Source organism: Halomonas sp. PAMB 3264 (genome assembly GCF_031954245.1).
In the GTDB taxonomy this organism is placed as follows: domain Bacteria; phylum Pseudomonadota; class Gammaproteobacteria; order Pseudomonadales; family Halomonadaceae; genus Vreelandella.
The window spans coordinates 1,726,227-1,752,105 of sequence record NZ_CP134866.1; the positions used below are offsets into that span (position 1 = coordinate 1,726,227).

At 61.1% G+C, this 25,879-nt stretch carries 24 protein-coding genes and 1 pseudogene; 11 read left to right on the forward strand and 14 right to left on the reverse strand.

The window, feature by feature from the left end; genetic code table 11:
• Positions 1-3 precede the first annotated feature (3 nt).
• The 3 genes from RN347_RS07680 to RN347_RS07690 all read right to left on the reverse strand — a co-directional run bounded on the left by RN347_RS07680 (position 4) and on the right by RN347_RS07690 (position 3,738).
• Positions 4-819 carry an ATP-binding cassette domain-containing protein gene (locus tag RN347_RS07680; protein ID WP_311960732.1) on the reverse strand — a complete coding sequence of 272 codons (816 nt, stop codon included), beginning with the start codon at positions 817-819 and terminating at the stop codon, positions 4-6.
• The gene (locus RN347_RS07685) at positions 816-1,928 is read right to left on the reverse strand and encodes an ABC transporter permease (protein ID WP_263584216.1); all 1,113 of its coding nucleotides are present in this window, start codon (positions 1,926-1,928) and stop codon (positions 816-818) included. Before RN347_RS07685 ends, RN347_RS07680 begins: the two co-directional genes overlap by 4 nt.
• Positions 1,929-2,037: 109 nt before the next feature.
• A complete protein-coding gene (locus RN347_RS07690) occupies positions 2,038-3,738 on the reverse strand; it encodes a sulfate permease (protein ID WP_311960733.1) in 1,701 nt (566 codons plus the stop codon).
• Between the two features lie 250 nt (positions 3,739-3,988).
• Between RN347_RS07690 and RN347_RS07695 the strand changes: the two genes are divergently transcribed.
• Positions 3,989-5,632: a methyl-accepting chemotaxis protein gene (locus RN347_RS07695; RefSeq protein WP_409365775.1), complete on the forward strand. Its 1,644-nt coding sequence runs from the start codon at positions 3,989-3,991 to the stop codon at positions 5,630-5,632.
• Here RN347_RS07695 and rarD read toward each other — a convergent pair.
• Positions 5,609-6,511, reverse strand: a complete 903-nt coding sequence (gene rarD, locus RN347_RS07700; protein ID WP_311960735.1) for an EamA family transporter RarD — start codon at positions 6,509-6,511, stop codon at positions 5,609-5,611. The two genes, RN347_RS07695 and rarD, sit on opposite strands and share 24 nt — an antisense overlap.
• A gap of 77 nt (positions 6,512-6,588) precedes the next feature.
• Here rarD and RN347_RS07705 point away from each other — a divergent pair, with 77 nt between their 5' ends.
• Complete coding sequence (locus tag RN347_RS07705) at positions 6,589-7,404, forward strand: amidohydrolase (RefSeq protein ID WP_311960736.1); 816 nt, start codon at positions 6,589-6,591, stop codon at positions 7,402-7,404.
• Positions 7,404-8,108, forward strand: a complete 705-nt coding sequence (locus RN347_RS07710) for a pseudouridine synthase (RefSeq protein WP_311960737.1) — start codon at positions 7,404-7,406, stop codon at positions 8,106-8,108. Before RN347_RS07705 ends, RN347_RS07710 begins: the two co-directional genes overlap by 1 nt.
• Positions 8,109-8,315: 207 nt before the next feature.
• Here RN347_RS07710 and RN347_RS07715 read toward each other — a convergent pair whose 3' ends face one another.
• From RN347_RS07715 to gloB, 6 genes are all read right to left on the reverse strand, one after another.
• On the reverse strand, positions 8,316-9,908 hold the full coding sequence (locus RN347_RS07715) for a dipeptide ABC transporter ATP-binding protein (RefSeq protein ID WP_311960738.1): 1,593 nt from the start codon (positions 9,906-9,908) through the stop codon (positions 8,316-8,318).
• The gene (locus tag RN347_RS07720; protein WP_311960739.1) at positions 9,901-10,971 is read right to left on the reverse strand and encodes an ABC transporter permease; all 1,071 of its coding nucleotides are present in this window, start codon (positions 10,969-10,971) and stop codon (positions 9,901-9,903) included. Before RN347_RS07720 ends, RN347_RS07715 begins: the two co-directional genes overlap by 8 nt.
• Before the next feature lie 2 nt (positions 10,972-10,973).
• The gene (locus RN347_RS07725) at positions 10,974-12,047 is read right to left on the reverse strand and encodes a microcin C ABC transporter permease YejB (protein WP_263584192.1); all 1,074 of its coding nucleotides are present in this window, start codon (positions 12,045-12,047) and stop codon (positions 10,974-10,976) included.
• 30 nt (positions 12,048-12,077) lie between these two features.
• Entirely contained in the window at positions 12,078-13,877 is a 1,800-nt protein-coding gene (locus RN347_RS07730) for an extracellular solute-binding protein (RefSeq protein ID WP_409365781.1), read from the reverse strand.
• Between the two features lie 172 nt (positions 13,878-14,049).
• Positions 14,050-15,282, reverse strand: coding sequence for a transglycosylase SLT domain-containing protein (locus tag RN347_RS07735; RefSeq protein ID WP_263584190.1), 1,233 nt, complete (start codon positions 15,280-15,282; stop codon positions 14,050-14,052).
• A gap of 24 nt (positions 15,283-15,306) precedes the next feature.
• Positions 15,307-16,074 (reverse strand): hydroxyacylglutathione hydrolase, encoded by a 768-nt coding sequence (gene gloB, locus RN347_RS07740; protein WP_263584189.1) that lies wholly within the window; start codon positions 16,072-16,074, stop codon positions 15,307-15,309.
• Between the two features lie 112 nt (positions 16,075-16,186).
• Here gloB and RN347_RS07745 point away from each other — a divergent pair, with 112 nt between their 5' ends.
• From RN347_RS07745 to nudC, 4 genes are read left to right on the forward strand one after another with little or no spacing between them, the layout of a single operon-like run.
• Positions 16,187-16,981: a methyltransferase domain-containing protein gene (locus RN347_RS07745; protein ID WP_311960741.1), complete on the forward strand. Its 795-nt coding sequence runs from the start codon at positions 16,187-16,189 to the stop codon at positions 16,979-16,981.
• Positions 16,978-17,478: a ribonuclease HI gene (gene rnhA, locus RN347_RS07750; RefSeq protein WP_263584187.1), complete on the forward strand. Its 501-nt coding sequence runs from the start codon at positions 16,978-16,980 to the stop codon at positions 17,476-17,478. Before RN347_RS07745 ends, rnhA begins: the two co-directional genes overlap by 4 nt.
• Entirely contained in the window at positions 17,466-18,203 is a 738-nt protein-coding gene (dnaQ, locus tag RN347_RS07755) for a DNA polymerase III subunit epsilon (RefSeq protein WP_311960742.1), read from the forward strand. The genes rnhA and dnaQ overlap by 13 nt, the downstream gene beginning before the upstream one ends.
• Entirely contained in the window at positions 18,196-18,996 is an 801-nt protein-coding gene (gene nudC, locus RN347_RS07760; protein WP_311960743.1) for an NAD(+) diphosphatase, read from the forward strand. Before dnaQ ends, nudC begins: the two co-directional genes overlap by 8 nt.
• 4 nt (positions 18,997-19,000) lie before the next feature.
• On the opposite strand, the gene RN347_RS07765 is transcribed toward nudC, so the two are convergent.
• A complete protein-coding gene (locus RN347_RS07765) occupies positions 19,001-19,312 on the reverse strand; it encodes an SCP2 sterol-binding domain-containing protein (RefSeq protein ID WP_263584184.1) in 312 nt (103 codons plus the stop codon).
• Positions 19,313-19,507: 195 nt separating this feature from the next.
• Between RN347_RS07765 and sohB the strand changes: the two genes are divergently transcribed.
• Positions 19,508-20,548, forward strand: coding sequence for a protease SohB (gene sohB / locus RN347_RS07770; protein WP_263584183.1), 1,041 nt, complete (start codon positions 19,508-19,510; stop codon positions 20,546-20,548).
• 26 nt (positions 20,549-20,574) lie between these two features.
• Here the strand turns inward: sohB and RN347_RS07775 are convergent, their stop codons facing one another.
• Positions 20,575-20,895, reverse strand: coding sequence for a metalloregulator ArsR/SmtB family transcription factor (locus RN347_RS07775; RefSeq protein ID WP_263584182.1), 321 nt, complete (start codon positions 20,893-20,895; stop codon positions 20,575-20,577).
• A gap of 313 nt (positions 20,896-21,208) precedes the next feature.
• On the opposite strand from RN347_RS07775, the gene RN347_RS07780 reads away from it, so the two are divergent.
• Both RN347_RS07780 and RN347_RS07785 read left to right on the forward strand, forming a co-directional pair.
• Positions 21,209-23,125, forward strand: coding sequence for an acetate--CoA ligase (locus tag RN347_RS07780; protein WP_311960744.1), 1,917 nt, complete (start codon positions 21,209-21,211; stop codon positions 23,123-23,125).
• A 122-nt stretch (positions 23,126-23,247) separates the two neighbouring features.
• Positions 23,248-23,607: a hypothetical protein gene (locus tag RN347_RS07785; protein ID WP_311960745.1), complete on the forward strand. Its 360-nt coding sequence runs from the start codon at positions 23,248-23,250 to the stop codon at positions 23,605-23,607.
• Positions 23,608-23,803: 196 nt separating this feature from the next.
• Here RN347_RS07785 and RN347_RS07790 read toward each other — a convergent pair whose 3' ends face one another.
• Positions 23,804-24,220: a DUF3617 family protein gene (locus RN347_RS07790; RefSeq protein ID WP_311960746.1), complete on the reverse strand. Its 417-nt coding sequence runs from the start codon at positions 24,218-24,220 to the stop codon at positions 23,804-23,806.
• 99 nt (positions 24,221-24,319) lie between these two features.
• Positions 24,320-24,598: pseudogene (locus RN347_RS07795) on the reverse strand (integrase core domain-containing protein); the annotation flags it as partial.
• A 68-nt stretch (positions 24,599-24,666) separates the two neighbouring features.
• Here RN347_RS07795 and RN347_RS07800 point away from each other — a divergent pair.
• Positions 24,667-25,787 (forward strand): IS3 family transposase gene (locus RN347_RS07800; RefSeq protein ID WP_311958820.1). Its coding sequence is split into 2 segments (ribosomal slippage): positions 24,667-24,925 and positions 24,925-25,787, totalling 1,122 coding nucleotides; the frame shifts between segments, so codons are not numbered across the junction.
• Positions 25,788-25,879: the final 92 nt, after the last annotated feature.

The following is a 25,879-nucleotide window of genomic DNA, read 5'->3' on the forward strand; positions in this document are numbered from 1 at the left end:
GTGTCACTCCTGATCGAAAGAGGAAGCGGCGGCGCGACCCCGCGGGCCGTTGAAGTACTCCTGAACCCACTCGTCGTCGGTTTGGGCAACGTTTTCCAACGTATCCGCCACCAGCACGCGCTTTTGCGACAGCACCGCGACCCGGTCGCAGGCCGCATGGAGCGTGTCCAGGTCGTGGGTCACCAGAAACACGCTGAAACCGAGCGCATCGCGCAGCGTCTTGATCAGCTGATCGAAAGCGGCGGCGCCGATGGGGTCGAGCCCTGCGGTGGGCTCGTCCAGAAACAGGATATCCGGGTCCAGTGCCAGCGCGCGGGCCAGCGCCGCCCGCTTGATCATGCCGCCGGAGAGCGATTCCGGCGACTTGCGTGCGCCCTCTGGTGAAAGCCCCACCAGCGAGAGCTTGATGCGCGCCAGATATTCGGCCTCCTCGCGCGGCAAGCCGCTGTGCTCGATCAGCGGCAGGGCGATGTTCTCCTGCAGGTTCAGCGAGCTAAACAGCGCCCCCTGCTGAAACAGCACGCCGAAGCGACGCTCGACCCGGCTGCGCGCCTCATTGTCCAGCGTCGAGAGATCCGTCCCCAGCACCTCGATGGTGCCTTCGTTAGGACGCTGCAAACCAACGATGCTTCGAAGCAGCACCGACTTGCCGGTGCCCGAGCCACCCACGACACCGAGAATCTCGCCTTTTTCGACGGTCAAATCGAGATGCTCGTGCACGGTGTGATCGCCGAACCGGTTGACCAACCCCTGAACGCGGATGACCGGCTCGCGACCAGCTTCTGTGCTTTTTGCGGTCGTGCCATCGTCGCGACTCACCAGCCCATCTCCATGAAAAAGAGCGCGGCCAGCGCGTCGATCAAAATCACCATGAAGATCGACTGCACCACGCTCGAGGTGGTGTGAGCGCCGACCGACTGGGCGCTCCCGGCGACCTTGAACCCCTCGAGACAGCCAATGACCGCGATGATGAAGGCGAACACCGGCGCCTTTACGAGCCCGACGAGTAAATGATTGAGCGAGACGCTCTCCTGCAGCGTACTCATGAACTGATAGAACGGTATATCGAGCGACACCGCACAGACCACCGCACCGCCGAGCAGACCGCTGAGCATGCCGATGAACGCCAGAAGCGGCAGACTCACCAGCATCGCCAGAATGCGCGGCAGCACCAGAAGCTCGATCGGGTCGAGTCCCAGCGCCTTGAGCGCATCGATCTCCTCGTTGGATTTCATTGCGCCAAGCTGGGCGGTAAAGGCGCTGGCCGTGCGCCCGGCCAGCAGAATGGCGGCCAGGAGCACGCCGAATTCGCGCAGAAACGAGAACGCTACCAGATTGATGGTATAGACGGTCGCGCCGAAGCTCTGCAGCACCGTTGCGCCTAAAAAGGCGACCACTGCACCCACCATGAAGGTGAGCAGCATGACGATGGGCACGGCGTTCAAACCACTTTGCTGAACATGGGCGACGGTCGCCGTTACCCGCCAGCGCCGCGGATTGACCATCACCGGCAGCGCCGTTGCCAGCACCAGCCCGATAAAGCCTAAAAGCTCGCGCTGCTGACGATAAAGCGCCTCGACCTTCTCGCCGATGCCGGCGAGCATCGACACCAGCCGATTCGGCGTGTCGGTCTCCAGGGTCAGCGAAACGTCCATGGCGCTGGCAATACGCATGATCAGCGCGCGCTGCGAGTCGGGTAAATCGCTTGCCCACTCATCGACCTGAACGGCGCGCTCGACGCCTAGAAGATCGACCAATAGCGCCGCGCCGGCAGTATCAATGCGATCAAAGCCCTCGAGCTTTACCTCGGGTTCGGGCTTTTGACCAAGGTCGTCGAGCGCCTTTTTAAGCGCCATGTAATGCTCGAGCGTCCACTCCCCCTTGAGAGTGAGCGTGTCTCCCTCGCGTTTGATCCACTCCGTTGGCATTGCCGCTCCCGCGTCCTTTCGATCTCGCGCTTTTCATGATGCATTCAAACGAACGTTAGTGAAAAGCTCTGGACGCAAGCTTAGCGCACTATGCGCGGTTTGGGAGCGATCAGTAAAATTCGCGCCAAGCGGTGTAGGTACTCAAAAACACCCGTCCGGTGAGCGCATCCAGAAAGTCGCTCTGCTTGAGCCGGTCCATGACCGGCCCCTTTACTTCGGAAAGGTGGAGCTTCACGTTTGAGTCTTTTAGACGTGCGTTGATCGCATCCAGACTTTCGAGTGCCGAGGCGTCGATCAGGTTGACTGCCGAGCAGATCAACACCACGTGCTCAATTTCCGGGCGGCTGGCCACCAGATTGTAGACGGTATCTTCCAGGTAGCGCGCGTTGGCGAAATAGAGGCTTTCGTCGATACGCAAGAGCGCGGCGCTCTTCGGCGCCTGCACATCGTGGCGCTGGATATTGCGGAAGTGCTCGGTGTCCGGCACCCGCCCGACCAGCGCACTGTGCGGCCGGCTGGTACGGTAGAGAAACAGCGCAAGCGAGAGCGTTACGCCGCCGATAATCCCCGCCTCGACGCCTTCCACCAGCGTCAGCACGATGGTGAGCGCCATGGCGGCAAAGTCACTGCGGGAGTAGCGCCAGGTCTGAAGCAACATGGGGATGTCCACGAGGGTCAAAATCGACACCGTGATGGTCGCGGACAGCGTCGCGATAGGGAGATAAAACAGCCAGCCGGTGAACGCCAGCGTGACCAGCGCAATGCCGAGGGCAGTAAAAGCGCCGGCCGCGGGCGTTTGCGCGCCGGCATCGAAATTGATTACCGTGCGCGAGAGCCCACCGGTCACCGGCATGCCGCTGGTCACCCCAGCGGCCAGGTTCGCCGCACCCAAACCCACCAGCTCCTGATTGGGTGAAATGCGCTGGCGCCGTTTGGCGGCGAGCATCTGTCCCATCGAGACCGACTCTACAAAGCCCACCAGGCTGATCAGTAGTGCGGGAATAAACAGCGCCTTCCACAGCGTAATGTCGCTTAGCGGAAAGCTGAACGCGGGAAGGCCGCCGGGTACGTCGCCGACCACGGCCACACCTTGTGACGCCAGATCCCAATGCCAGCAGACGATCGTAGTCACGATCACTGCGAATACCGGCCCCGCTTTGGTCAGAAGATCCGCAAGCCCCGCTGGAACGCCAATCTTCGCAAACGCCCGTTTGCCAAATCGACGCATGCCGACCAAAAAGAGCAGCGTGCCCACGCCGATCACGACCGTGAAAACATTGATGGACATCAGGTTGGGCGCAAGCGTTACGACGCGCTCGACGAGGGTGAAGCCGCTGCTCTGGATGCCCAGCAGGCTTCCAAGCTGACTGGCGGCGATCAAAATGCCCGAGGCGGTCAAAAAGCCGGAAATCACCGGATGGCTCAAAAAGTTGCTAAAAAAGCCCATGCGGGCGATGCCCATACCCACGAGTATCAGCCCGGAAAGTAGCGACAGCACCAGCGCCGCCTCCAGGTACATTGCGGAGCCGGGCTCGGCGACTGCGCTCAGCGCCGCGCCGGTCATCAGCGCGATGATCGCCACTGGCCCGACCGCCAGCGTGCGGCTGGTGCCCATCAAGGTATAGAAAAGCTGCGGCAGAATACTGGCGTAGAGCCCCACCACCGCAGGCAGGCCCGCCAGCAGCGCGTAGGCGAGTGATTGCGGAATCACCATGACCGTCACGATGAGTCCGGCCAGAAGGTCCGCGCTAAAAAGCCCCCGGTGGTAGTGGGGCAGCCAGGTAAGGATGGGGAAGTAACGCTTGAGCATAAAAAAGGAGTCGGCCTCTGAAACGTTGCATTACGCCTCTATAGTAGCGCGTTCGATCTAACCTTAGAGCTTATCGATAAAAAAAGAGCGCCATTCTCCCAAAGTGCTACTTTCAGACCGCGCATTACGGGGTAATCTCGGTGGCAAGTACCAGGCTTTTCGAGGGTGCACTGTCAGTAAAAAGTACTGCCACACGTTTTAATAGACGCCACCTTTATAACCATAATAATCATGTTGAAAAGGGAATTTTATGTTTTTACTCCGATGGCTGATGCCAGCTGTGCTTTTAATGCTTGCTTTTTGGCTGGTGACGCTTGGGGGGCATTTTGGCTATCTTGCCCAGCTTCCAGGCGTGCTGGCAGGCGCGCTGGCGCTCGCCGCTTTTTTACAGCGTGTGTACGACTCGCGGGATCAGGGGGCGGCCCGCGCGGGGCACTTCAAGCCGCTTGCCGACTACGCCTCGCTCAAGGCGATGGCCTACCGGTTGATGGGGCGAGCCAGCAGCACGGCGATCGCCTCGGCACAGGTGTCGCACACCGCCGATCTGATGGATCAGCGGCTTGTCAATCAGGAGCGCATGGCAAGCAAGGCGGCATCGAGCATGGCGTCGATCAACGCGACGATTCTACAGGTCAGCGCCAGTGCGACGCGGGTCGCCGAGCTCGCCGAAAAGGCACGCCATGCAAGCCATCATCATCAGTCGAGCCTAACGGCGATCGTGGACGACATGAACGACGTGGCGAAGCAATCCGTCGAGGCCCTCGATGAGCTGGCCGCACTCAACGATAGAATCGAGCGAGTGCGCAGCGTGACGTCGATGATCGAAGCCATTTCCGAGCAAACACATCTTCTTTCGCTCAATGCGTCGATCGAGGCGGCCCGCGCCGGTGAGCACGGCCGTGGCTTTGCCGTGGTGGCCGGCGAAGTACGAAGTCTGGCACAGAAAAGCTCTGAAGCGACTCAGCGGGTCGACGAGCTGGTGCGTGACATGCACCAGAGCGGTCAACGCGTCATGTCGACCATGAACGAACTGATGGTACGGGTTCGCGAGCGCTCCAGAGGCATGCAGGCGGTCGGGGCTGGGCTTGATGACACGACCCGCGAATTCGATGATGTCGGTGAGGAGATCGGCGGGGTGGCAAAGGCAATGGAGAATACGAAGTCTCACAGCGAGACGGTGACCCGAACGCTCTCCCAGCTCGAGCGCGATGTAGACGAGGGCAATCGCGACATGCACGACCTGGCGGTTCAGGCGCGAGAGCTCATGGCCGCCGCCGAAGGCGTGGATGGTGAACTTGCTCAGCAGCGCCTGCACGGCCGCCATCAAACGGTTTTCGCCGCCGCGCGCGAAAGTGCCGATCGCATCCAGGCCCTGTTTGAAAAAGCGATCGCCCGCGGCGAACTCACTCAAGAGGCGCTGTTTGCCCAGAATTATCAGCCCGTGGCGAATACCGACCCACCGCTTTATCGAACCGGTTTCGATGCCTTCACCGATGCGCATCTACCCACGCTTCAGGAGCCGCTGCTGATGTCGCTGGGGGTGAACTACGCCATCGCCTGCGACCGTCAGGGATACGTACCCACTCATAACGCGGCGGTGAGCCGCGCGCCCACCGGCGACCCGGCCCACGATCTGAAGTATTGCCGCAGCAAGCGAATTTTCGACGACCCGACGGGAAAGCGCTGCGGCGCGCACACCCAGCCACTTCTGCTGCAAACGTACCGGCGCGACACCGGCGAGATCATGCACGATCTGTCGGTGCCGATTTTCATCAACGGCAAACATTGGGGTGGTTTTCGCGTGGGCTACCCGCCCGAACGCATCGAGCGCGAGCAAGGCGAGAAGCTCAGGCCCCCGGCGCTTGCCTCGCTAAGCGCCGGCGCGCGGACGTGACTGCCAGGAGGACCACGAGTAGAGCGCAAGCCCCAGCCAGATCATGATGAACGTGATGAGTTGGATGGTGCCGAGCGGCTCGTCGAACACGGTCAACGCAATCAGAAACTGCATGCTCGGGTTGATGTACATCAAAAAGCCGATGGTCGACAGGCGCAGCCGTCGGGCGGCGCCAGCAAAGGCCAAAAGCGGAAGCGCCGTTGCGACACCACAGCTGATCAAAAGCGCGCTGGTCGGCGCATCCATTAGGAAATGCGAGGCGCCCTGGGCGCTGAGCCAGGCCAGCGCGAGCAGTGCCAGTGGCAACAGCAATAGCGTTTCGACGAACAGCCCCGAAAGGCCGTCCAAAGGCACCTGCTTGCGAAAGAGCCCGTAGCTTCCGAAACTCAGTGCCAGCATCAGACTAATCCAGGGCAGCTCGCCAAGCGTGACGAGCTGAATGACGATCGCGATGCTCGCAAGCCCGAGGGCGGCGAGTTGCGTTTTGACCATCGTTTCACGCAGCACGATCACCCCGAGGGCGACGTTGATTAGCGGCGTCAAAAAATAGCCAAGGCTCGCCTGAAGCACCTGGTGGCTTTCCACCGCGTAGATATAGAGCCCCCAGTTGGCGCCGATCAGCACCGCGCAGATCAATACCCGCCCCAGCCGCCTGGGCGCTCTCAATGCACTCGTCACCGGCGCCCAGCGCTTGAGCAGCGTGATCACCGCGATCAAAAACACGCAGGACCAGACGATGCGGTGAAGCAGCACCTCAAAAGCGGGCACGCCGCTAAACAGTGCGAAATAGAGCGGAAAACAGCCCCACATCACATAGGCGGTCAGTCCAAAGGTAACGCCCTTGACGGCTTCCGGGTCGCGAGTAGGGGGCGATAGCATGACGGCCTCATCATCAAAAAATGCTAATCTAGCACACAATGTCATCATTCATCGGTAGAGCAACAAGGAGACCCGGTATGGCCGAGTTGAAAACGAGCCTGGTGCAGTGCGACCTGCGCTGGGAAGACCCCAGGGCCAATCACACGCATCTTCAAACGCTACTTGGCGAGCTCGACGGCCGCGATACCGACCTGATCGTGCTGCCGGAAATGTTTGCCACCGGCTTTACCATGAACTCCCGAGACATGGCCCAGCCCATGGCGCAGAGCGAGAGCGTGGCCTGGCTCTTGGACCAGGCGAAGGCGCGCGACTGCGTGATCACCGGGAGCGTGGCAATCGTCGATGACGGTGAGTACTACAACCGCATGATCTGGGCCACTCCGGACGGCAAGATCGACTATTACGACAAGCGCCATCTGTTTCGCATGGCCGGCGAGCACGAGCGTTACGGTATGGGCCGCGAGCGCAAACTCGTCGAACTCAAGGGCTTCAAAATCCTGCTCAGCGTCTGCTACGACCTGCGCTTTCCAGTCTGGTCGCGCCAGCAGCCGGGCGAGGGCGAGCACTTCGAGTACGACGCGCTTTTGTGCGTGGCCAACTGGCCGGCGCCGCGGCGCAGTCCCTGGCGCACGCTGCTTCAGGCGCGGGCCGTCGAGAACCTGAGCTACGTCATCGGCGTCAACCGCGTGGGCGAAGACGCCAAGGGGCTCGCCTACAGCGGCGATTCGATGCTGGTCGACTTCAAGGGCGAGCCGCTCATTGACCGGCCCGCGCATAGCGCCTTCATTGAAACCGGCACGCTCGATAAAACCGCCCTCGATGAATTTCGTGAGAAGTTTCCCGCCTGGCAGGACGCGGACCGCTTCGAGCTTTTGCCAGGATTGGGCCAGTAATGCGTCTGGATCGTTTTCTTAGTGAAACCACCGAACTCACGCGAAGCCTGGCCAAGCGCGCGCTCAAAAATGGCGAAGTGACGCTCAACGGCGAACCGGTCAAGCAGGCATCCATTCACGTCGATACCGCCCAGGATGTCATCGAGTTAAGCGGTGAACGGCTGGCGCTCGTTGGGCTTCGTTACGTGATGCTCCACAAGCCCGAAGACGTGGAGTGCACCGCACGGCGCGGGCTCTACCCGCGCGCGATAGATTTGATCGATCTGCCCAGGGCGGAGCGGCTACAGCCGGTCGGACGCCTCGATGTGGATACCACCGGGCTTTTGCTGTTGACCGATGACGGACAGTGGTCTCACCGCATCACCTCACCGAAGCACCGCTGTGCCAAGGTTTACATTGCTGACCTTGCCGAGCCCGTCGAAGGGGCCGCAGCAGAGCGCGCCGTTGCGCAAATCGCCGAAGGCGTGCTGCTCGATGACGACGATACGCCTACCGCACCGGCGACACTCGAATTTCTGAGCCCGACGCGGGCATCGCTTGTGATCACCGAGGGGCGCTATCACCAGGTCAAGCGGATGTTCGCCGCGCTCGGCAACCGCGTGGTGTCGCTTCATCGTCAATCGATCGGGCCGATCGCGCTGCCCGACGAACTCGCCCCGGGCGAGTGGCGCGAACTGACGGCGGAGGAGATAGCGCGTTTCTGAGTATTTCAGAGGCCACCCATAACTGCGTACTCATAAGCTCAATTTATACCGTTATCTTGCTTGCTGCTTACAAGCTACAGGGTAGTGGCGAAATTAAAAATCGTTAAACAGGGTACTCGAGCAGTGCTATGCACCGGTCTTGAAAACCGGTGCATTTGAGTCGACGCAATGCCCGTTTTGGGCTGAAACCCGTTCTAGTCGCGCCCGCTAGGGTTCTACGGCAGCGAGCTGAGCGGCGTCGAGCAGTGCGCGGGTGTAGGCGTGCTGCGGGTTTGCCAGCACCTCGTTGGTGGGCCCCTGTTCGACGACTTCACCATCCTTTAATACCAGTACGCGGTGCGCCATGGCGCGGACCACGGCCAAGTCGTGGCTGATGAACAGATAGCTGAGCTGGCGCTTGGCCTGCAGCTCGCGCAGAAGGGCGATGAGCTGCTTTTGCACCGTGCGGTCCAGCGCCGAGGTCGGCTCGTCCAGCACCAGAAGCTCGGGCTCCAGAATGATCGCCCGGGCCACCGCGATGCGCTGGCGCTGGCCGCCGGAGAACTCATGCGGGTAGCGCGCCGCACAGCTTTCGGGCAAACCCACCTCTTTGAGCGTGTGCGTCACGCGGCGCGCGACCTCTTCGCTTGAGAGTTTTGGGTAGTGAAAGCGCAGCCCTTCGCTGACGATATCGAACACCGACATACGCGGTGACAGTGCGCCGTAAGGGTCCTGAAACACCATCTGCAGGCGGTGGCGCTCGGCTCTCAAGGCGCGACCGCCCAGCCTACCCAGCGGCGTCTCGCCCAGGGTGATTTCACCCCGAGAAGGCACCAAACGCATGATCGCCGAGGCCAGTGTCGTTTTGCCAGAGCCGGATTCGCCCACTACGCCCAGGGTTTCCCCCGGGGCGATGTCGAGGTCTACCGTTTTGACTGCCTCGAACGCGGGGCGCTTGCGTTTGAATAGCCCGGCGGCGGGGCGCTCGAAGCGCACGCTGAGCCCGCGGGCACGCAAAAGCGGCTTGGTGGCGCTGACCGGCGCTGGCTGCCCGGTAGGCTCGGCATCGATCAGCGCCTGGGTATAGGCGCTTTGTGGGTGGCGAAACACCTCCTCGACCCGGCCGGTCTCCTCAACGCGGCCCGCCTTCATGACACACACCCGCTCGGCGAAGCGGCGTACCAGGTTCAAGTCGTGGGTAATGAACAGCATGCCCATGCCGTACTCGTCGCGAAGTGCTTTCAACAGCGCCAGAATCTCCTGCTGCACGGTAACGTCGAGCGCGGTGGTGGGTTCGTCGGCGATCAAGAGGGCCGGGTTGTTGGCGATCGCCATGGCGATCATCACCCGCTGGCGCTGCCCACCGGAAAGCTGGTGCGGCCAGGCACTCAAAAGCTCGTCGGCGCGGGGCAGTTTGACCTGCTCCAGTAGCTCCTTCGCCCGCCGGTGGGCGGCCTGGCCTCTCAATCCCTGATGCAAGCGCAGCGCCTCAAACAACTGCTTGCCGATGCGGTGCAGCGGATTCAGTGAGGTCATGGGCTCCTGAAACACGAAGCCCACGCGGCTGCCCCGAAGTCCGCTCCACTGCGCCTTGCTTTGACGGTTCAGGTCGGTGCCCTCCAGCCAGCGCTCGCCGCTCACCCGGGCGCTGGCGGGCAGCAGATCGATCGCTCCCAGCGCCGACACCGACTTGCCCGAGCCGGATTCCCCCACGATCGCCAGCGTTTCGCCGCGATGAACCTCGAGTGAAAGCCCGTCCACCACCGGCTGACCGTCGAAGGCAACGCTAAAATGGTCGAGGCGAAAAAGCGGTTCAGGCATGCGAGGCTCCCGGCGCAGGCGTGGCGCAGTGGCTGACGTGGCGAGGATCGAAAGCGTCTCTCAAACCCTCGCCGATGAACACCAGCAGTGAGAGCATGATGGCAAGCGTCATGAAGGCCGTGATGCCAAGCCAGGGCGCGTGCAGGTTGTTCTTGCCCTGGGCCGCCAGCTCACCAAGCGAGGGCGCGCCCGGCGGCAGGCCAAAGCCGAGAAAGTCCAGCGCGGTTAGCGTGCCGATGGCACCAGTGAACAGAAACGGGATGAAGGTGAGCGTGGCGACCATGGCGTTGGGGAGCACGTGGCGCCACATGATCAGCCGTGAGGGTAGCCCCATGGCTTTGGCCGCGCGCACGTACTCCAAATTACGCGCGCGCAGAAACTCGGCGCGCACGATATCGACGAGCCCCAGCCAGGAGAAGAGCAGCATGATGCCCAACAGCCACCAGAATCCGGGTTGCACGAAGCTTGCCAGAATGATCAGTAGAAACAGCACCGGAAGCCCCGACCAGATCTCGGTAATGCGCTGGCCGATCAGGTCCACCTTGCCGCCAAAATAGCCCTGCACGCCGCCGGCGAGTACGCCCATCACGATCGACCCGGCGGTGAGCACCAGGGCGAACGCCACCGACAAACGAAAGCCGTAAATGACCCGAGCCAGCACGTCGCGGCCCTGGTCGTCGGTGCCCAGCCAATGGCGCGAATCCGGCGGTGCCGGCGAGGGCCGGCTCATCTGCATGTCGAGCGTTTGATAGGAGAACGGAATTAGCGGCCACAGCGCCCAGCCGTTGTCCGCGATCTGCTCGCGAATGAAGGGGTCGAGGTAGTCGGTGCGGGTCGGTAAGAAGCCGCCGAACTCGGTTTCAGGGTAGTCGATGAGAAGCGGGGCGTACCATTGGCCATCGAAGTGCATGACCAGCGGCTTATCGTTGGCGATCAGCTCGGAGGCTAAGCTTACGACGAACAGTACGCCGAAGATCCAGAGCGAGACCCGGGCGCGGCGGTTGGCGCGAAACGCTGCCAAGCGGCGTCGGGTAATGGGCGAGAGGCGGTGAGCAGCGGCCATGGTCAGGACTCCCTGGTCGCAAAGTCGATGCGCGGATCGACCCAGACGTAGGTCAAATCGGACAGCAGCTTCAATAGCAGCCCGATGACGGTATAGAGAAACAGCGTGCCGAAAATCACCGGGTAGTCGCGCTGCATCACCGCTTCGAAGCCGAGCAGGCCCAGCCCGTCGAGCGAGAAGATGACCTCGATCAAGAGCGCCCCGGTGAAGAAAATGCCGATCAGCGCCGCGGGAAGCCCCGCGATAATGATCAGCATCGCATTACGAAACACATGGCCGTAGAGAATGCGATTTTCGCTTGCGCCCTTGGCGCGGGCGGTGAGCACGTACTGCTTGTGGATCTCGTCGAGAAAGCTGTTCTTGGTCAGCATGGTGAGCGTGGCGAAGCTGCCAATCGCGGTGGCCGCGACCGGCAGCGCAATGTGCCAGAAGTAGTCCTTGATTTTGCCAAGCGTCGAGAGCTCGTCGAAATTGGGCGAGGTGAGGCCTCTGAGCGGAAACCAGTCCAGGTAGCTGCCGCCGGCGAACACCACGATCAGCAGGATCGCGAATAGAAAGGCGGGGATCGCATAGCCCACGATGACAAGCCCCGAACTCCACACGTCAAAGCGCGAACCGTGGTGCAGCGCCTTGCGAATGCCCAGTGGGATCGAGATCACATAGACCAGCAGCGTCGACCAGAGCCCGAGCGAAATCGACACCGGCAGGCGCTCGATCATCAGGTCGATCACTGGGCGGTCGCGAAAGAAGCTGGTGCCGAAATCCAGCCGCGCGTAGTCCCACAGCATGGTGAAAAAGCGCTCGTGAGCGGGCTTGTCGAAGCCGAACTGCTGCTCGAGCTGTTCGATGAAGCGCGGGTCGATCCCTCGCGCCCCGCGGGAGTCGTCGTTGACCTGGATGTCGGCGCCGCCCATGTCCAGTCGCGTGCTGGCCATGGCGTTCGCGCCTTCGAAGCGCGCCAACATCTGATCGATCGGCCCGCCTGGCGCGGCCTGCACGATGATGAAGTTGAGCAGCATGATCCCCAGCAGCGTGGGGATCATCAGCAGCAGTCGGCGAAGAGTGTAGCGGGCCACGGTGCGCTCCTGGCGGTGGTCGAAAAAGCCCTAGCGGTGGCGCTCGAGCCGGGCTTCGCGTTCGCGGTCCACCCACCAGGCGTCGAGGTCCATGGCGTAGGCGGGAAACGGCTCCGGATAGCCGAACTTGTCCCACACGGCGATACGCGTCTCGCCGGAGTAGTAATGCGGGATGGCATAAAAGCCCCAGCGCAGCACGCGATCCAGCGCTCTTGTCGCGGTGTCGAGCTCCTCGCGGTCGGAGGCCGAGATGATGTGGTCGACCAGATCGTCCACCGCCGGGTGGGCCAGCGCCATGCGGTTGCGGCTTTGCGGCGCCTCGGCGGCGGCGCTCGTCCAATAGTCGCGCTGCTCGTTGCCCGGGTTGTTCGACTGCGGATAGTGGCTGATGACGATATCGTAGTCGTAGTTGCGCACCCGGTTCAGGTACTGGTTGATATCGACGATGCGCATCGAGGTCTCGATACCGAGGCGCGCCATGTTCCGGAGCATCGGCTGCACCACGCGCTCGAGCGCGGCGTCATACATCAGCACTTCCAGCCGCAGCGGCCTGCCCGTTTCACGGTGGATCAGCTCGCCGTCCTCCACCTCGTAGCCGGCCTCGCGCAAAAGCGTGAGCGCCCGGCGCAGGCGTTCGCGAAGCGCGGTAGGCTCATCAATGGGCAGCGGCTCGGTGAAAAGCCGATCCGAGCCGTGGGAGGCCAGCAGTTCCTCACGGTGCGGCTCCAGAAGCGCAAGCTCGGCTTGCGAGGGCAGCCCGGTGGCTTCCATCTCGGAGTCCTGGAAGTAGCTTTCGGTACGCTGGTAGGCGTTGTAGAAAATATTGGTATTGAGCCAGGGGAAATCGAAGGTGAGCGAGAGCGCCTCGCGTACCCGCGGGTCCTGGAATTTCTCTTTTTTCAGGTTGAAAACGAAGGCCTGCATCATGGCCGGGTTGACGTCCGGCACGGTGATACGCTTGATCAACCCTTCGTTGTAGGCGGTAAAGTCGTAGCCGATCGCCCAGGTCGCGGCGCGGGCGTCTTCGCGAAAATCGATCAGTCCCGCCTTGAACGCCTCCCAGGCGATATCGCGGTCGCGATAGTAGTCGTAGACGATGCGATCGAAATTGTAGCGGCCGATATTGACCGGCAGGTCCTTGCCCCAGTAGTTCTCGTCGCGCTCGAACACGATACGTCGGCCCGGGTCGACCTCGCCGATGCGGTAGGGCCCGGAGCCCGGGTGGGCGGCGAGGGTGGGCGAGGTGAAATCCCTGGGCTCCCAGTAGTGGCGCGGCAGGATCGGCAGCTGCGCCACGATCAGCGGAAGCTCTCGGGAGGTGGTGTCGCTGAACTCGAAGCGTACCTGGTGCTCGCTCTGGGCGATCACGTTCGAGACCCCCGCGTAGTAGCTGGCAAAAAACGGGTTACCTTCTTCGCGCAACAGGTTGAACGTAAACACCACGTCGTAGGCGGTGACCGGTTCGTTGTCCTGAAAGCGCGCCTCCGGGCGCAGGTCGAACTCGATCCACTCGCGCTCCGGGTCCAAGCGTACGCCTTCGGCGAGAAGCCCGTAGAGGCTGAAGGGCTCGTTCGGGTTGCTCGCCATGAGGGTATCATAGACGTAGCTGCTCACCCCGGTGGCAGGGGTGCCGCGAATGATGAACGGGTTGGTCGAATCGAAGCTCGACCCCACCGCGGTGTGCACGATGGAGCCGCCCTTCGGCGCCTGGGGATTGACGTGGGGAAAATAGGCGAAGCTGTCGTCAAGCTCCGGGCTATCGTAGAGCGAGAGCGCATGAGTGGTTTCGACCATCGCGCTTTCGGGTTCGTCCAGAAGTGCCTGGGGCACGTGCTCGCTCTGCCCCAGCGCCGGTAGCGCTAGCGCCCAGGCGGTAAGCGCCAGCGCGCGCAAGCTCGTTACCCGTAAGCTCTTTATCCAAAAGCTCTTTACAAAGGCCACACCGCTTCGCATCGAGGATGTCCTTGGGGTTAAAAAGTCACGACGCAGCAGCCTGAAAGCGTTATGTGTTGCTCTCCTGACGCGCCGACAGTGCCAAAAGCTGGCCCGGCTGGATCGCACTCGGCCGCTCGAGTGCATTCCAGCGAATCAGGTCGCGCTGGTCAAGATTATAGCGCGCAGCGATGGCAGAAAGGCTATCGCCGCTTTCAACGCGATGCACCGACGGCGTCTGCGTCGAGGCGAGCACCGGGGCGCTGTTTTGCGAAAGCTCGGCGATTAGCGCGGTGTCGGCCTCCTCGGGAACCAGCAGCGTCTGGGCGCTGCGCGGGCCGGCCTGTGCTGCCAGAAGCCCCGGGTTCAGCTCCACCAGACGCTGCTGGCTGACGTCCAAAAGGGCCGATGCCTCGGCCAGGCTCAAGGGCGTTGCCAGCTGCACCTTGGCGAAGGCTGGCGAGGCGTGAATGTCGGGTAGCGTCACACCGTAGCGCTCAGGATCCTGAATGATGGTCGAAATCGCCTTGAGCTTGGGCACGTACTGCAGCGTCTCCGAAGGCAGACTGAGATCCCAGTAGCTGCCTTCCAGCCCTTGTCCCTGGGCGCGGCGCACCGCCTTGTTCACCGTACCGGCGCCAGCATTATAGGCGGCAAGCGAGAGCATCATGTCGCCGTGGTACCACTGCTCGGCCTGGGATTCGAGATAGTCGAGCGCCGCCTGGGTCGAGGTTAGTACGTCCAGCCGGCCGTCGTAGCGGCTGTTGCGGGTCAAGCCCAGCGCGTCGCCGGTCCGTGGCATGAACTGCCAAAGCCCCGCCGCGCCCATGTGGCTTTTCGCGCTGGGGTCAAACGAGCTTTCCACAAAAGGAATCAGCGCAAGCTCGCCGGGCAAGCCGCGTTCGCTGACCTGCTCGGTGATATAGGCAAGCCAGGGCGTTGCCCGCTCGATAATGGCGACGATGTTTTCCGGGCGCGCGCGGTAGTGTTCGATCCACTCGTCGACACGGGCCTGGGCGTCCGGGCGCAGTGTTTTGTCCTGCCACTGAAAGGAGGTGCGAAGCGTGGTCCAGACGCTTTGCGGCTCCAGAGTGAGTGAATCCCAAAAGTGAGCGTGATAGGCATCGAGTCTGGCCGGGCGCTCGGCGGCGCGCTGTGAAACGCTCGGCGCGGTTGGGGCCGGCGTGAAAGTCGGGCGGTTGGCAGAGGCTTCGGAGTTCGTCGCAGCGGCCATCAAAAGGCCCATGATGACGGTGCTGCCAGCGCTTAGCACAAAGCGCTGGCGAATCGTTTGATAGGTCATAGCAAATCTTGTCGGGTAAAGGCGTTAGAAACGGTTTTTCCACTCGCGAAGCGTGGTAAACGTCGCGAGGTCGTCACCATTTGGGCCCTGTTCCCCGGCGGCGCGGCGCACGCTGTCGGTGCCCACGCGCAGATAGGGATTGATGGCAAGCTCGCGCCCAATGGTGCTTGGGAGGGTGGGGCGATCCATCGCACGCGCTTTCTCGCACTCATCCAGTGCGTTGGGAATGGCCTTGTTGTCCGGGTCGGCCGCCCGGGCGAAGGTGAGGTTGGCCTTCGTATATTCATGCCCGCCAAACACCAGCGTATCGTCGGGAAGTTTTGCAAGCGTTTGGAGCGAGGCGTGCATCTGCGCGGGCTCGCCTTCGAACAGCCGCCCGCACCCGGCGCAAAAGAGCGTGTCGCCGCAAAACAGAAGCGCTGGAATGCCCGCGGCAAAGTAGCTCACATGATCCAAGGTGTGGCCGGGGGTGGCGATGACCTCGAACATGCGGCCCATGACGCGAATTTCGTCGCCGTGACCGACCACCTCATCGAGTCCTTCGATGGTGGAGTCCTTCGGGCCGATGACGTGAGGCGAATAGCGTTTTTTGAGCTCCTTGATCCCACCGGTATGGTCGTGATGGTGGTGGGTGATCAGGATAGTGGCGAGCGTCAGGCCCTCACGCTCCAGAAGCTCGATGACGGGGGCGGCTTCACCGGGGTCCACGACACAAACGTTGGGGCTGGTATCCTGTCTTAGCAACCAAATATAGTTGTCGCTAAGGGCGGGAATCGGTGTCACGCTCATCATGGGCGAGATCCTTTAACGTTTTTCAAAACGCTACTGCGTGTGCCTGCCGCGTCTGCAAGAATTCGCACGTAGCCGCGCAAAAAAGTCGCTACTTTGGAGGGAAGCGCGTTTCATGTCAAATTCCCCGATGGCCGCAGAGCTTGCTCGGCGTATGGTCCAAAGCCAACCTTATTGGCAGGGCCCGGCGGGTCGCTCGCTTTGGGAAGCCCAGCGCGCCTGCCTTGGGCCGGTAGTCGAAAATCGCCGCGGCCAGCACTGCCTGGAGATGAGCATGGGCCGTTCGCTGATGTCGCTTTCTCAAATTCCTCATCGCGTGCGCTGGGCGCCGACTCATGAGCTTGCCGAGTCGGACTCGACACTGGTGTGTCCGCCGGACTGCTTTGCGCTGCCGGAGCGGTCCATGGATACCGTGATCCTCCATCACTGGCTCGAACAGCTGCCGGATGCCCACTTCACACTCAAGGAAGCCGCCCGGGTGACGAGTGACCACGGCGTACTGGTACTATTTGGCTTCAACCCACTGTGCGCCAGCGGGCTTTTGAAGCGCCGGCGCCAGGGCCACTCGGCGTTTCCTTTCAACGGTGACTGGCAGGGCGTGAACCGGCTGCGCGACTGGCTGGCGTTTGTCGACTTCGAGGTGAAACGCGTAGACTACTGCTGTTTTCGCGCCCGTATGAGCGCAGCCTGTGGCGAGCGCTGGGAGGCCTGGGGGCGGCGCCATAACCTGCCGCTGGGGCAAAGCTACATGATCCAGGCCTGCCGGCGAGAGCGCGGCGCGCCTATCGAGCGGGTTCGGTTCAAGCTGCCCTCGCGGGCGCCGTCCTCATCGCTTGGCGCCTCGCGCCACGGTGCCCGACTTGCGCCCCCAGGCGAATCCTCCTCTCGTATGTCAAAGGAACGTCAGTGACCAAGCAAGATAAAGAGCCCGGTGTGAAAGAGCCCCGTGTGGTGGTGTACACCGACGGCGCCTGCCGTGGCAATCCAGGCCCCGGCGGCTGGGGCGTGGTACTTGAAAGCGGCCCGCACCAAAAGACCCTCAAGGGATTCGAGCCGCAGACGACCAACAATCGTATGGAGCTGATGGCCGCCATCATGGCGCTGCGCACGCTCAACACTGCCTGTCAGGTCGAGCTCTGGACCGACTCCCAGTACGTGCGTCAGGGCATTACCCAGTGGATTCACAACTGGATCAAGCGCGGCTGGAAAACTGCCTCGAAGCAGCCGGTCAAAAACGCCGAGCTTTGGAAAACCCTGCACGAGGAGACCAGGCGTCACCGCGTCGAGTGGCACTGGATCAAGGGGCACAGCGGTCACCCGGGCAACGAAAAAGCCGATGACCTGGCCAACGAAGCGATCGATGAGGCCAGCGACGATCAGAAAAGGAGTAGCGCATGCGGCAAGTAATCCTCGACACCGAAACCACGGGTATCGAAACCCGAGACGGCCACCGCATGGTCGAGATCGGCGCGGTAGAGATGATCAACCGCCGCCTGACCGGACGCACCTATCACCAGTACATCAACCCAGAGCGCCACATCGACGCAGAAGTCGTGGCGGTCCACGGTATTGACGACGCGAAGGTGGCCAACGAGCCGGTGTTTTCCCAGATCGCCGATGAGTTCTGGGCGTTCATCGAAGGGGCGGAGCTGGTCATACACAACGCACCGTTCGACGTAGGCTTTATCGATCACGAGCTGAACCTGGCCAATCAGCGTCGCCAGGGCCCGGCGCTTGGCCCGGTGCGCGATCACTGTCGCGTGCTCGATACGCTGACCATGGCGCGCCAGATGCACCCGGGCCAGCGCAACAGCCTGGACGCGCTGTGCAAGCGTTATGATATCGACAACGGCCACCGCGTCCTTCACGGCGCTCTGCTTGACGCCGAGATTCTCGCCGACGTCTATCTGGCGATGACCGGCGGCCAGACCGCGCTTAGCCTCGATGCCGAAGCGAGCGCCGAGCGCAAAGAGTCTTCCGCGGCAAGCGAGGGGCTATCGATCCAGCGCCTGTCGCTTAAGCCCGGCGCGCTCAAGGTGGTTCGCCCCACCGAGGAAGAGGAGGCGGCCCACGCTGCCAAGTGCCAGGCGCATTCGCTTCACTGGCTTGAGAGCGCTACCCCCAATGCTTAAACGCAACATCCCCCTGAATGCCGGCGAAGGTCATGTGATTCGCCTGGCGCGTGGGCGGCTGGCGCCCGGCGTCAGCACGCAAGAGGGTACGCTGACGCCGCTTCAGCCGTGGCAGCCCTGGAGCGCCGATATGCAGCCGCTTTGCTATTGGGATGACGAGCCGGTGGCGCTCTCTATCGAGCAGACGCCGCAGGAGAACTGGATCGAAGGTCGGGAGTGGCTCTCGCTGTTGCCGGAGAGCTGGTTCAGTCTGCTATCGACGGCGCTGCAGGTCAGCGCGTGGCTCGACAACCACCGTTTCTGCGGGCGTTGCGGCGCGCAGGCAACGCGGCTGGGCGCCGAGTTCGCCATGCACTGTGACGCCTGCGGCCACCGCAACTACCCGCGCATTTCGCCTTGTATCATCACGCTGGTGACCCGGGGCGAGGCGATGCTGCTGGCGCGCAGCCCGCGCTTTGCGCCCGGGCGCTACTCCACGCTTGCCGGCTTCATCGAACCCGGCGAATCGGCGGAGGAGGCGGTTCACCGTGAGGTGTTTGAAGAGGTGGGTGTGTACATCGATAATCTGCGCTACCACAAGAGCCAGGCGTGGCCGTTTCCGCATTCGCTGATGCTGGGCTACTTTGCCGAGGCCACGACCCGGCGCATCCACATTGACGGCGTCGAGATCAGCGATGCGGCCTGGTTTTCACCGCGCAAGCTGCCAACGCTTCCTCCGGCCTACTCCATTTCCCGCGAGTTGATCGAGACACACCTGGCGCGCGTGCGCGGCGACGACTACTTGACTGAATAGGCGTCTACTGGCTGGGGAACAGGCTCGTCAGTTTGGTTGCCAGCATGACGTTGCCGGAGGCCTTGAGTTTACCGCTCATGAACGCGCTCATGCCGCTGATGTCGCCGGTCATGATGCCGCGTAGCGTCTCCGTGCTGGTGGTCAACGTCACCGACGGGTCATCGTGCTCGCCTTCGTGAATGCCGAGGGTGCCGTCCTGAACGTGCAGGTAGTGGCTCTGCTCGTCAGTGAAGTGAAACTGAAAGATTTCATCCATGCCCTTCGCCGCTTGTGGGTCGAAGCGCGATTCGAGCTTTTCAAAGGTGGTCGAGGACATCGAGGGTTTCCTGTAGCGTGTCGTTTCAAAAATTGGGCGATGTTTCGCCACGATAGGAGGATACTGGATAGAAGGAGTCTAGCGTGGCGCCCGCGAAGAGCCTATTTAAAACACGCGTTTTAATCAAGCGAGTATATTGGGCTATCCTGGCTTCGTACTTGCGCATTGAGGCGTATCGACCCAAAGGAGAGGGACATGAGTGAATGGACGGCTGAGATAGGCACCTTTCTGGTTCAGAGCGTGATTCTTACCCTGCTGGTGCTGTTGGCAGGCTTTCTTCTCATGCGCGGAAAACGTGGTGGGGAGCGCGGCGCCTCGCTAAAGGTCGAGTCGCTCAACGATCAGCGCCGCGCGCGCAACCGGCGGCTCAAGGTGAACGCCACCGCTCAGGGCGCGCGTAAGAAGCTGATCAAGCAGCTGCGCCGCGAGGAGAAGGAGCGCCAGAAAACGGCCAAAAAGAGCGAAGAGGGCGCGGCCGCGCGCCTCTGGGTGCTCGATTTTCACGGCGATATCAAGGCCTCTCGCACCGAGCAGTTCGCCGAGGAAGTATCGGCGGTGATCGAAGTGGCGGGCGCTCAGGATGAAGCGGTGATCCGTCTCGAGTCCGGCGGCGGGCTGGTGCATGCCTATGGGCTTGCCGCCGCACAGCTCGACCGACTTCGCGAGGCGGGTATTACCACCACGGTGTGTATCGACAAGGTCGCCGCCAGCGGTGGCTACATGATGGCGTGCACGGCGCATCATATAAAGGCCGCACCCTTTGCGGTGATCGGCTCGATCGGCGTGGTCGCCCAAGTGCCCAACATCCATCGTTTGTTGAAACGCAATGATATCGACGTCGAGATGCTCACCGCCGGGCGCTACAAACGCACGTTGACGGTGCTGGGTGAAAACACCGAAGAGGGCCGGGCCAAGTTCATCGACGATCTTGAAAATACGCATAAACTCTTCAAGCAGTACGTGGCCCGTCATCGTCCGGCCATGGACATCGACCGTCTGGCCACCGGCGAGATCTGGTACGGCAGCGAAGCGCTGGACGAGCGGCTAATCGATAGCGTCGGCACCAGCGAAGCGTATCTGGTCGAGCGTATGAAAGAGGTTGAAGCGTTCACGGTCAAGCTCGAGCCGCCCAACACCCTGGGGCGGCGCATTAGTATCGCAGTATCCAGCGGTATCGAGCAGGCCGTGACCAAAGCGCTGGGCGCTATCGACGCGACCGGCTGGCAGCGGCGTTAGCGCCTGTCGATATCGGTCTTTGAAAATCAAGCCGCGTAGTGAAGCGCCAGGGCGGAAAGTATCGCCCTGGCGCTTTCGCTTTTGAGCGAGTAATAGATGGTTTGCGACTCCCGCCGGGTTTGTACCAGCCCATCGCGACGCAGAATGGCCAGATGCTGGGAAAGCGCGGACTGGCTTAGCGCAAGCTGCTGGTTGATCTGCGTGACCGAAAGTTCGGCCTCGGCCAGCAGGCAAAGAATCTGCAAGCGTTTTTCATTGGCGAGCGCCTTGAGAAGCAGGGTGCCCGCTTCCAACGCCTGCCCATTATGCTCGAGAAGGCGAGCGGCGGCGCTTGAGTGAGTAGCCATGGTTTTCTCCTTGCCGAGACGAGGGAAACGCGTGTTCCCGTCAAAATGCCATCGCGGCGATGCGGTTTGGTAGCGGTCAGCGGTCTTTCGTTGAAATATTGTTAATCAATAGTCGGTAAATTAGCGAATTTTGTCCAAATCGGCGTTTAACGCTGAGTCAATGATAGTAAATACAGCTGACTGTCGACAATTTTCACCATTTCGCACCCAAGGGTGCCGGATTATCCGATGGTTTAACGGCGAAGCTCCCGGTTTTGTGGTTAAAGTGTCAACAACAGGGGTTGACCGCTAACACAATAAAGACAGGGTGACCATGAGCCGCTATCACGCTACCCACGCATACTCCATCGAATCACCCGCCGAGTTTTGGCAGGAGCAGGCCCAACGCATTCCCTGGAAGCGCTTTCCCGAGACCATTCTTTCCTGGGACGAACAGCGCCACGCCCGCTGGTTCGAGGACGGCACGCTCAACATCTGTTACGCCGCGCTCGATCACCATGTTGAAAAAGGCCGTGGCGAGCAGGTGGCACTCTACTACGACTCGCCGGTCACCGGCGCCCGGGAAGTGCTCACCTACCGTGCGCTGCGCGACCGGGTGGCCTACGTGGCCGGCGGGCTCGAGAAGCTGGGCGTTGGCAAGGGCGACCGGGTCGTGATCTATATGCCCATGGTGCCGGAGGCGGTCATCGCCATGCTGGCCTGCGCGCGGATCGGCGCGGTTCACTCGGTGGTGTTCGGCGGCTTCGCCGCCAGGGAGCTTGCGCTTCGTATCGAGGACGCCGAGCCCAAAGTGGTGATCAGCGCTTCCTGCGGGATCGAGGTGAACACGGTGCTGCCTTACAAGCCAATCGTCGATCAGGCCATTGCCCAGAGCGTCTTCAAACCCGAGGCGCTGGTAGTGTTCCAGCGCGAGGCCGAGCGCGCCCCGTTGAACGAGGGCGAACACGACTGGCAAACTCTCGAGCAGAGCGGCGTGTTCGCCGAGTGCGTCGAGGTCGAGGCGACCCACCCGCTCTATATCCTTTACACCTCCGGCACTACCGGCAAGCCCAAGGGCGTGGTGCGCGATACCGGCGGCTACGCCGTGGCGCTTGCCTACTCCATGGAGGCGGTGTATGGCCTGGCGCCGGGGGACGTATGCTTTACCGCCTCTGACGTCGGCTGGGTGGTGGGCCACTCCTATATCGTCTACGGGCCGCTTTTGCGCGGCTGCGCAAGCGTGGTGTATGAGGGCAAGCCGGTAAAAACGCCCGACGCCGGCAGTTTCTGGCGCATCATCGATGAATACAGGGTGAAAAGCTTTTTCACCGCGCCCACCGCCTTTCGCGCGATCAAGAAGGAGGATCCGGAGGCGCTCGAGCGGCGCCGCTACTCGCTTGCGAGCCTTGAGCACGTCTTCGTTGCCGGCGAACGCCTCGACCCGCCAACGTTTCACTGGCTAAGCGACGTGTTGAACGTGCCGATCATCGATCACTGGTGGCAAACCGAAACCGGCTGGCCCATCGCCGCCAATTTGGCGGGCATCGAGCTCGCCCCGGCCAAAGCGGGTTCGGCAACCTACCCGGTGCCGGGCTTCAACGTCGAGATCATTGGCCGCGAAGGCGAAAAGAGCGCGGCGATGGAGGAGGGTAGCGTATTGATCAAGCAGCCGCTGCCGCCAGGCTGCTTGAGCGGTATCTGGCGCGACCCGGCGCGTTTTCACAGCGCCTACATGGCCGCGTTTCCCGGCTACTACCTGACCGGCGACGGCGGCTATTTCGACGACGACGGATATCTCTTCATCATGGGGCGCACGGACGACGTGATCAACGTGGCCGGCCACCGGCTCTCGACCGGCGAGATGGAGGGCGTGCTCGGTGCGCACCCGGCGGTGGCCGAGTGCGCGGTCATCGGTATTCATGACGACCTGAAAGGCCAGCGCCCGGTGGGGTTTGTGATTCCCAAGGACGGCTTCGACGGCGACGAGGCCGCTTTGGAAGCCGCGCTCATTCAGCAGGTGCGCGAGACGATCGGCCCGGTAGCCGCGTTCAAGCAGGTGCTGATCGTCAACCGCCTGCCCAAGACCCGCTCGGGCAAGATTTTGCGCAAACTGCTGCGCACGTTGGCCGACGGCAAGCCCTATACCGTACCCTCGACCATCGACGACCCGACAAGCCTCGACGACGCCCAGGTCGCCATGTCTCGCCACGGCGTAGGGCGTGTCGATGAAGCCAGACCGGCGGAGCAGTAAGCCAGGCGCGGCCCTGAAGTGGCCAAGAGCAATATCCTGCAGGCCGGTAAGCAGGTAAAATCGCATGCTAAAGGATGCGAGCCAAATAGAGATCGTTTAAGCACACATGCGGAGTGAATGGGATGATGAAACCGGTAGGCTTGCTCGCGGCGCTGTTGCTGATGAGCGCGGCCCACGCTCAGGACAATCGCTACACCTTCGATGACATGGAGCAAACGGTGAACGAAGCCTTCGCTAAAGGAGTGGAGTGCCAGGCCAGCACCGATGAGGTGATGACGCCCGAGTGCGAAGCGTTCAGGGAGTTTCACATCGAGCGTTACTCCACCGGGCTTTTGAAATTCGGCCAGGAAATGAACACGGCTGATTACAACGTCTACGGCGGTATCAAGGAGTCACGGATCGATGAGATGTTTCGAAAAATCGATGAAATCGGCAAGATGGAAACGTTTATCGACTCGCTATCGCCGCGCTCAAGGATTTAAGCGAACGAGTCGCTAGCGGCCAGCGAGAGCCTGGCTTTTTCTTTGGTTACCCCTGGCCGATGCTGGCGCCTGACTCGGAATAGTGCCCCAGCGTTCGGGTATGACGCTGCGAATACCCTAAAAAGTGGGTCAGAAGAATAAAAGACATCAAAAAAGCCACTTCAATGGGCGGCCTTGAGTGGAGGCGCTGGCTGCGTTAACAGTCTTCTGAAACCCAATGGCTCTCTTGCGATGAGGTCATGGTGTCGACGTTTGTGACGTGAGTTCTCGTAGAGAAATGTTTATCGCTATGCCGTGTTGACGATATAGCGATATCGACATTCAAATCAGGCGTGAACTTTGAGGCTTTAACCTCCAGCGTGTCCGTATCATCCGAGATATCGATTTCTTGAAAGCCTTCTTCAGAGAAGTGTTGTCGTATAGTGGGCTTGAAATCCCGCGCTTCCTCCGCGGTGATGCATTGGTGTTCGATGTAGGTTCCTTGCTGTACTTCTGGAGGCGCTTCCCCTTCGATCGTGACCGTTGTTTCCCATAGGCCAGGTTTAACTTCAAAGGCCCCGGCTGGTAGAGAAACCGCTACAAGCAATGAGCCAAGCAGGCATTTCTTCAGCATATTTCCTCCATACATAAATCAAAAAGCGCCATGGATAGCCCAAGTCGTGGGCGGCTTTAAGCGTGACGAGATTAGGCAGCTCAAACGCACGTGTAGTGCTCAAGTAATTAGGCCACTATTTTTTTGAGCTTTCCAATAGAGCCGCTCAGCCACATTGGGCGGCAGCCCATCATTATGCTTGTGGGGCCGGTGGTCACTGTAACAGCCGATTAGATAATCCGTGATTGACCGCTTCGCCGGGACAAAGCACGAATAACCGGTCTCCGATGTCCATTCCGTTTTCAAACTTCTGAAAAAGTGCTCTGTCGGGGCGTTATCCCAGTAGTTCCCTCGATGGCTGGGGCTCTGCGTGATCTGATATCGCCAGAGTAGCTGGCGGCGACGTCACCCCCTGATTGAGTAGCGCTACACTTTAGAGTCCGATCCTATGCGTAAGGAGATTGGACATGAAGAAGCGTTTCAGCGAAGAACAGATCATCGGTTTTCTGGGCGAAGCCGAAGCAGGACTGCCCATCAAGGAGCTATGCCGTCGGCACGGTTTCTCAGAAGCCAGTTACTATCTATGGCGCAGCAAGTTTGGCGGCATGAGCGTCCCCGATGCCAAACGACTCAAAGAACTCGAAGCCGAAAATGGGCGCTTGAAAAAGCTGCTCGCGGAGTCGCTACTGGAAATGGAGGTCACTCGGGAGGCGCTGAGAAAAAAGTGGTGAGTGCCCCGGCACGCCGAGACGTGGTGCGCTTTATGGTGTCACGTGGTCTGAGTGAACGCCGAGCGCTCCGTGTCATCCATATGAGTGCCAGTGCATTGCGCTATCAATCGGCCCCTGACCGCAATGGGGCATTGCGTGAACGCATTACGGCCCTGGCCCATCGGCATCGTCGCTATGGCGCTGGCATGATCTACCTGAAGCTGCGTCAAGCCGGTGAACAGGTCAATCATAAGCGCGTCGAACGCCTCTACGCGGCGGCTCGATTGCAGGTAAAGCGCCGCAAGCGCAAGAAGGTTCCTGCGTCTGAGCGAAAGCCCCTTGGCCGTCCTTGTGCCGCCAACCAGGTCTGGTCAATGGATTTTGTATTTGACCGTACGGCAGAAGGACGCGTGATAAAGAACCTCACCGTTGTCGACGACGCCACCCATGAAGCCGTGGCGATCGTACCTGAACGGGCCATTGGCGGCCTGTCGTTAACACGGATTCTGGATCATCTGGCTATACAACGTGGCCTGCCAAGCGCCATTCGTACGGATAATGGAAAGGAGTTCTGCGGACGCGCCATGCTGACGTGGGCTCATCAGCATGGTGTCGCCCTGTTTTTAATCGAACCTGGAAAACCCAATCAAAACGCCTACATCGAATCGTTCAATGGGCGTTTTAGAGACGAATGTCTAAATGAGCACTGGTTCACCAGCCTGAATCACGCGAGGATCATCATCGAGGCGTGGCGACGGGAATACAACGAAGAAAGACCGAAGAAAGGGCTTGGAGGGTTAACGCCTTCCGCCTATGCCGAGCAACTGGTGTTAAAACACGATAAAGTAACTTCAGACTCTAAACCCGGGTGCTACTGAAGATGGGGTGACGTCGGGAAGAAGTAATTTCATTCCATAGCTCGTATGCATGCCGCTCCTCGTCAATAGACCTGAAGTTATGACCGGCGAGG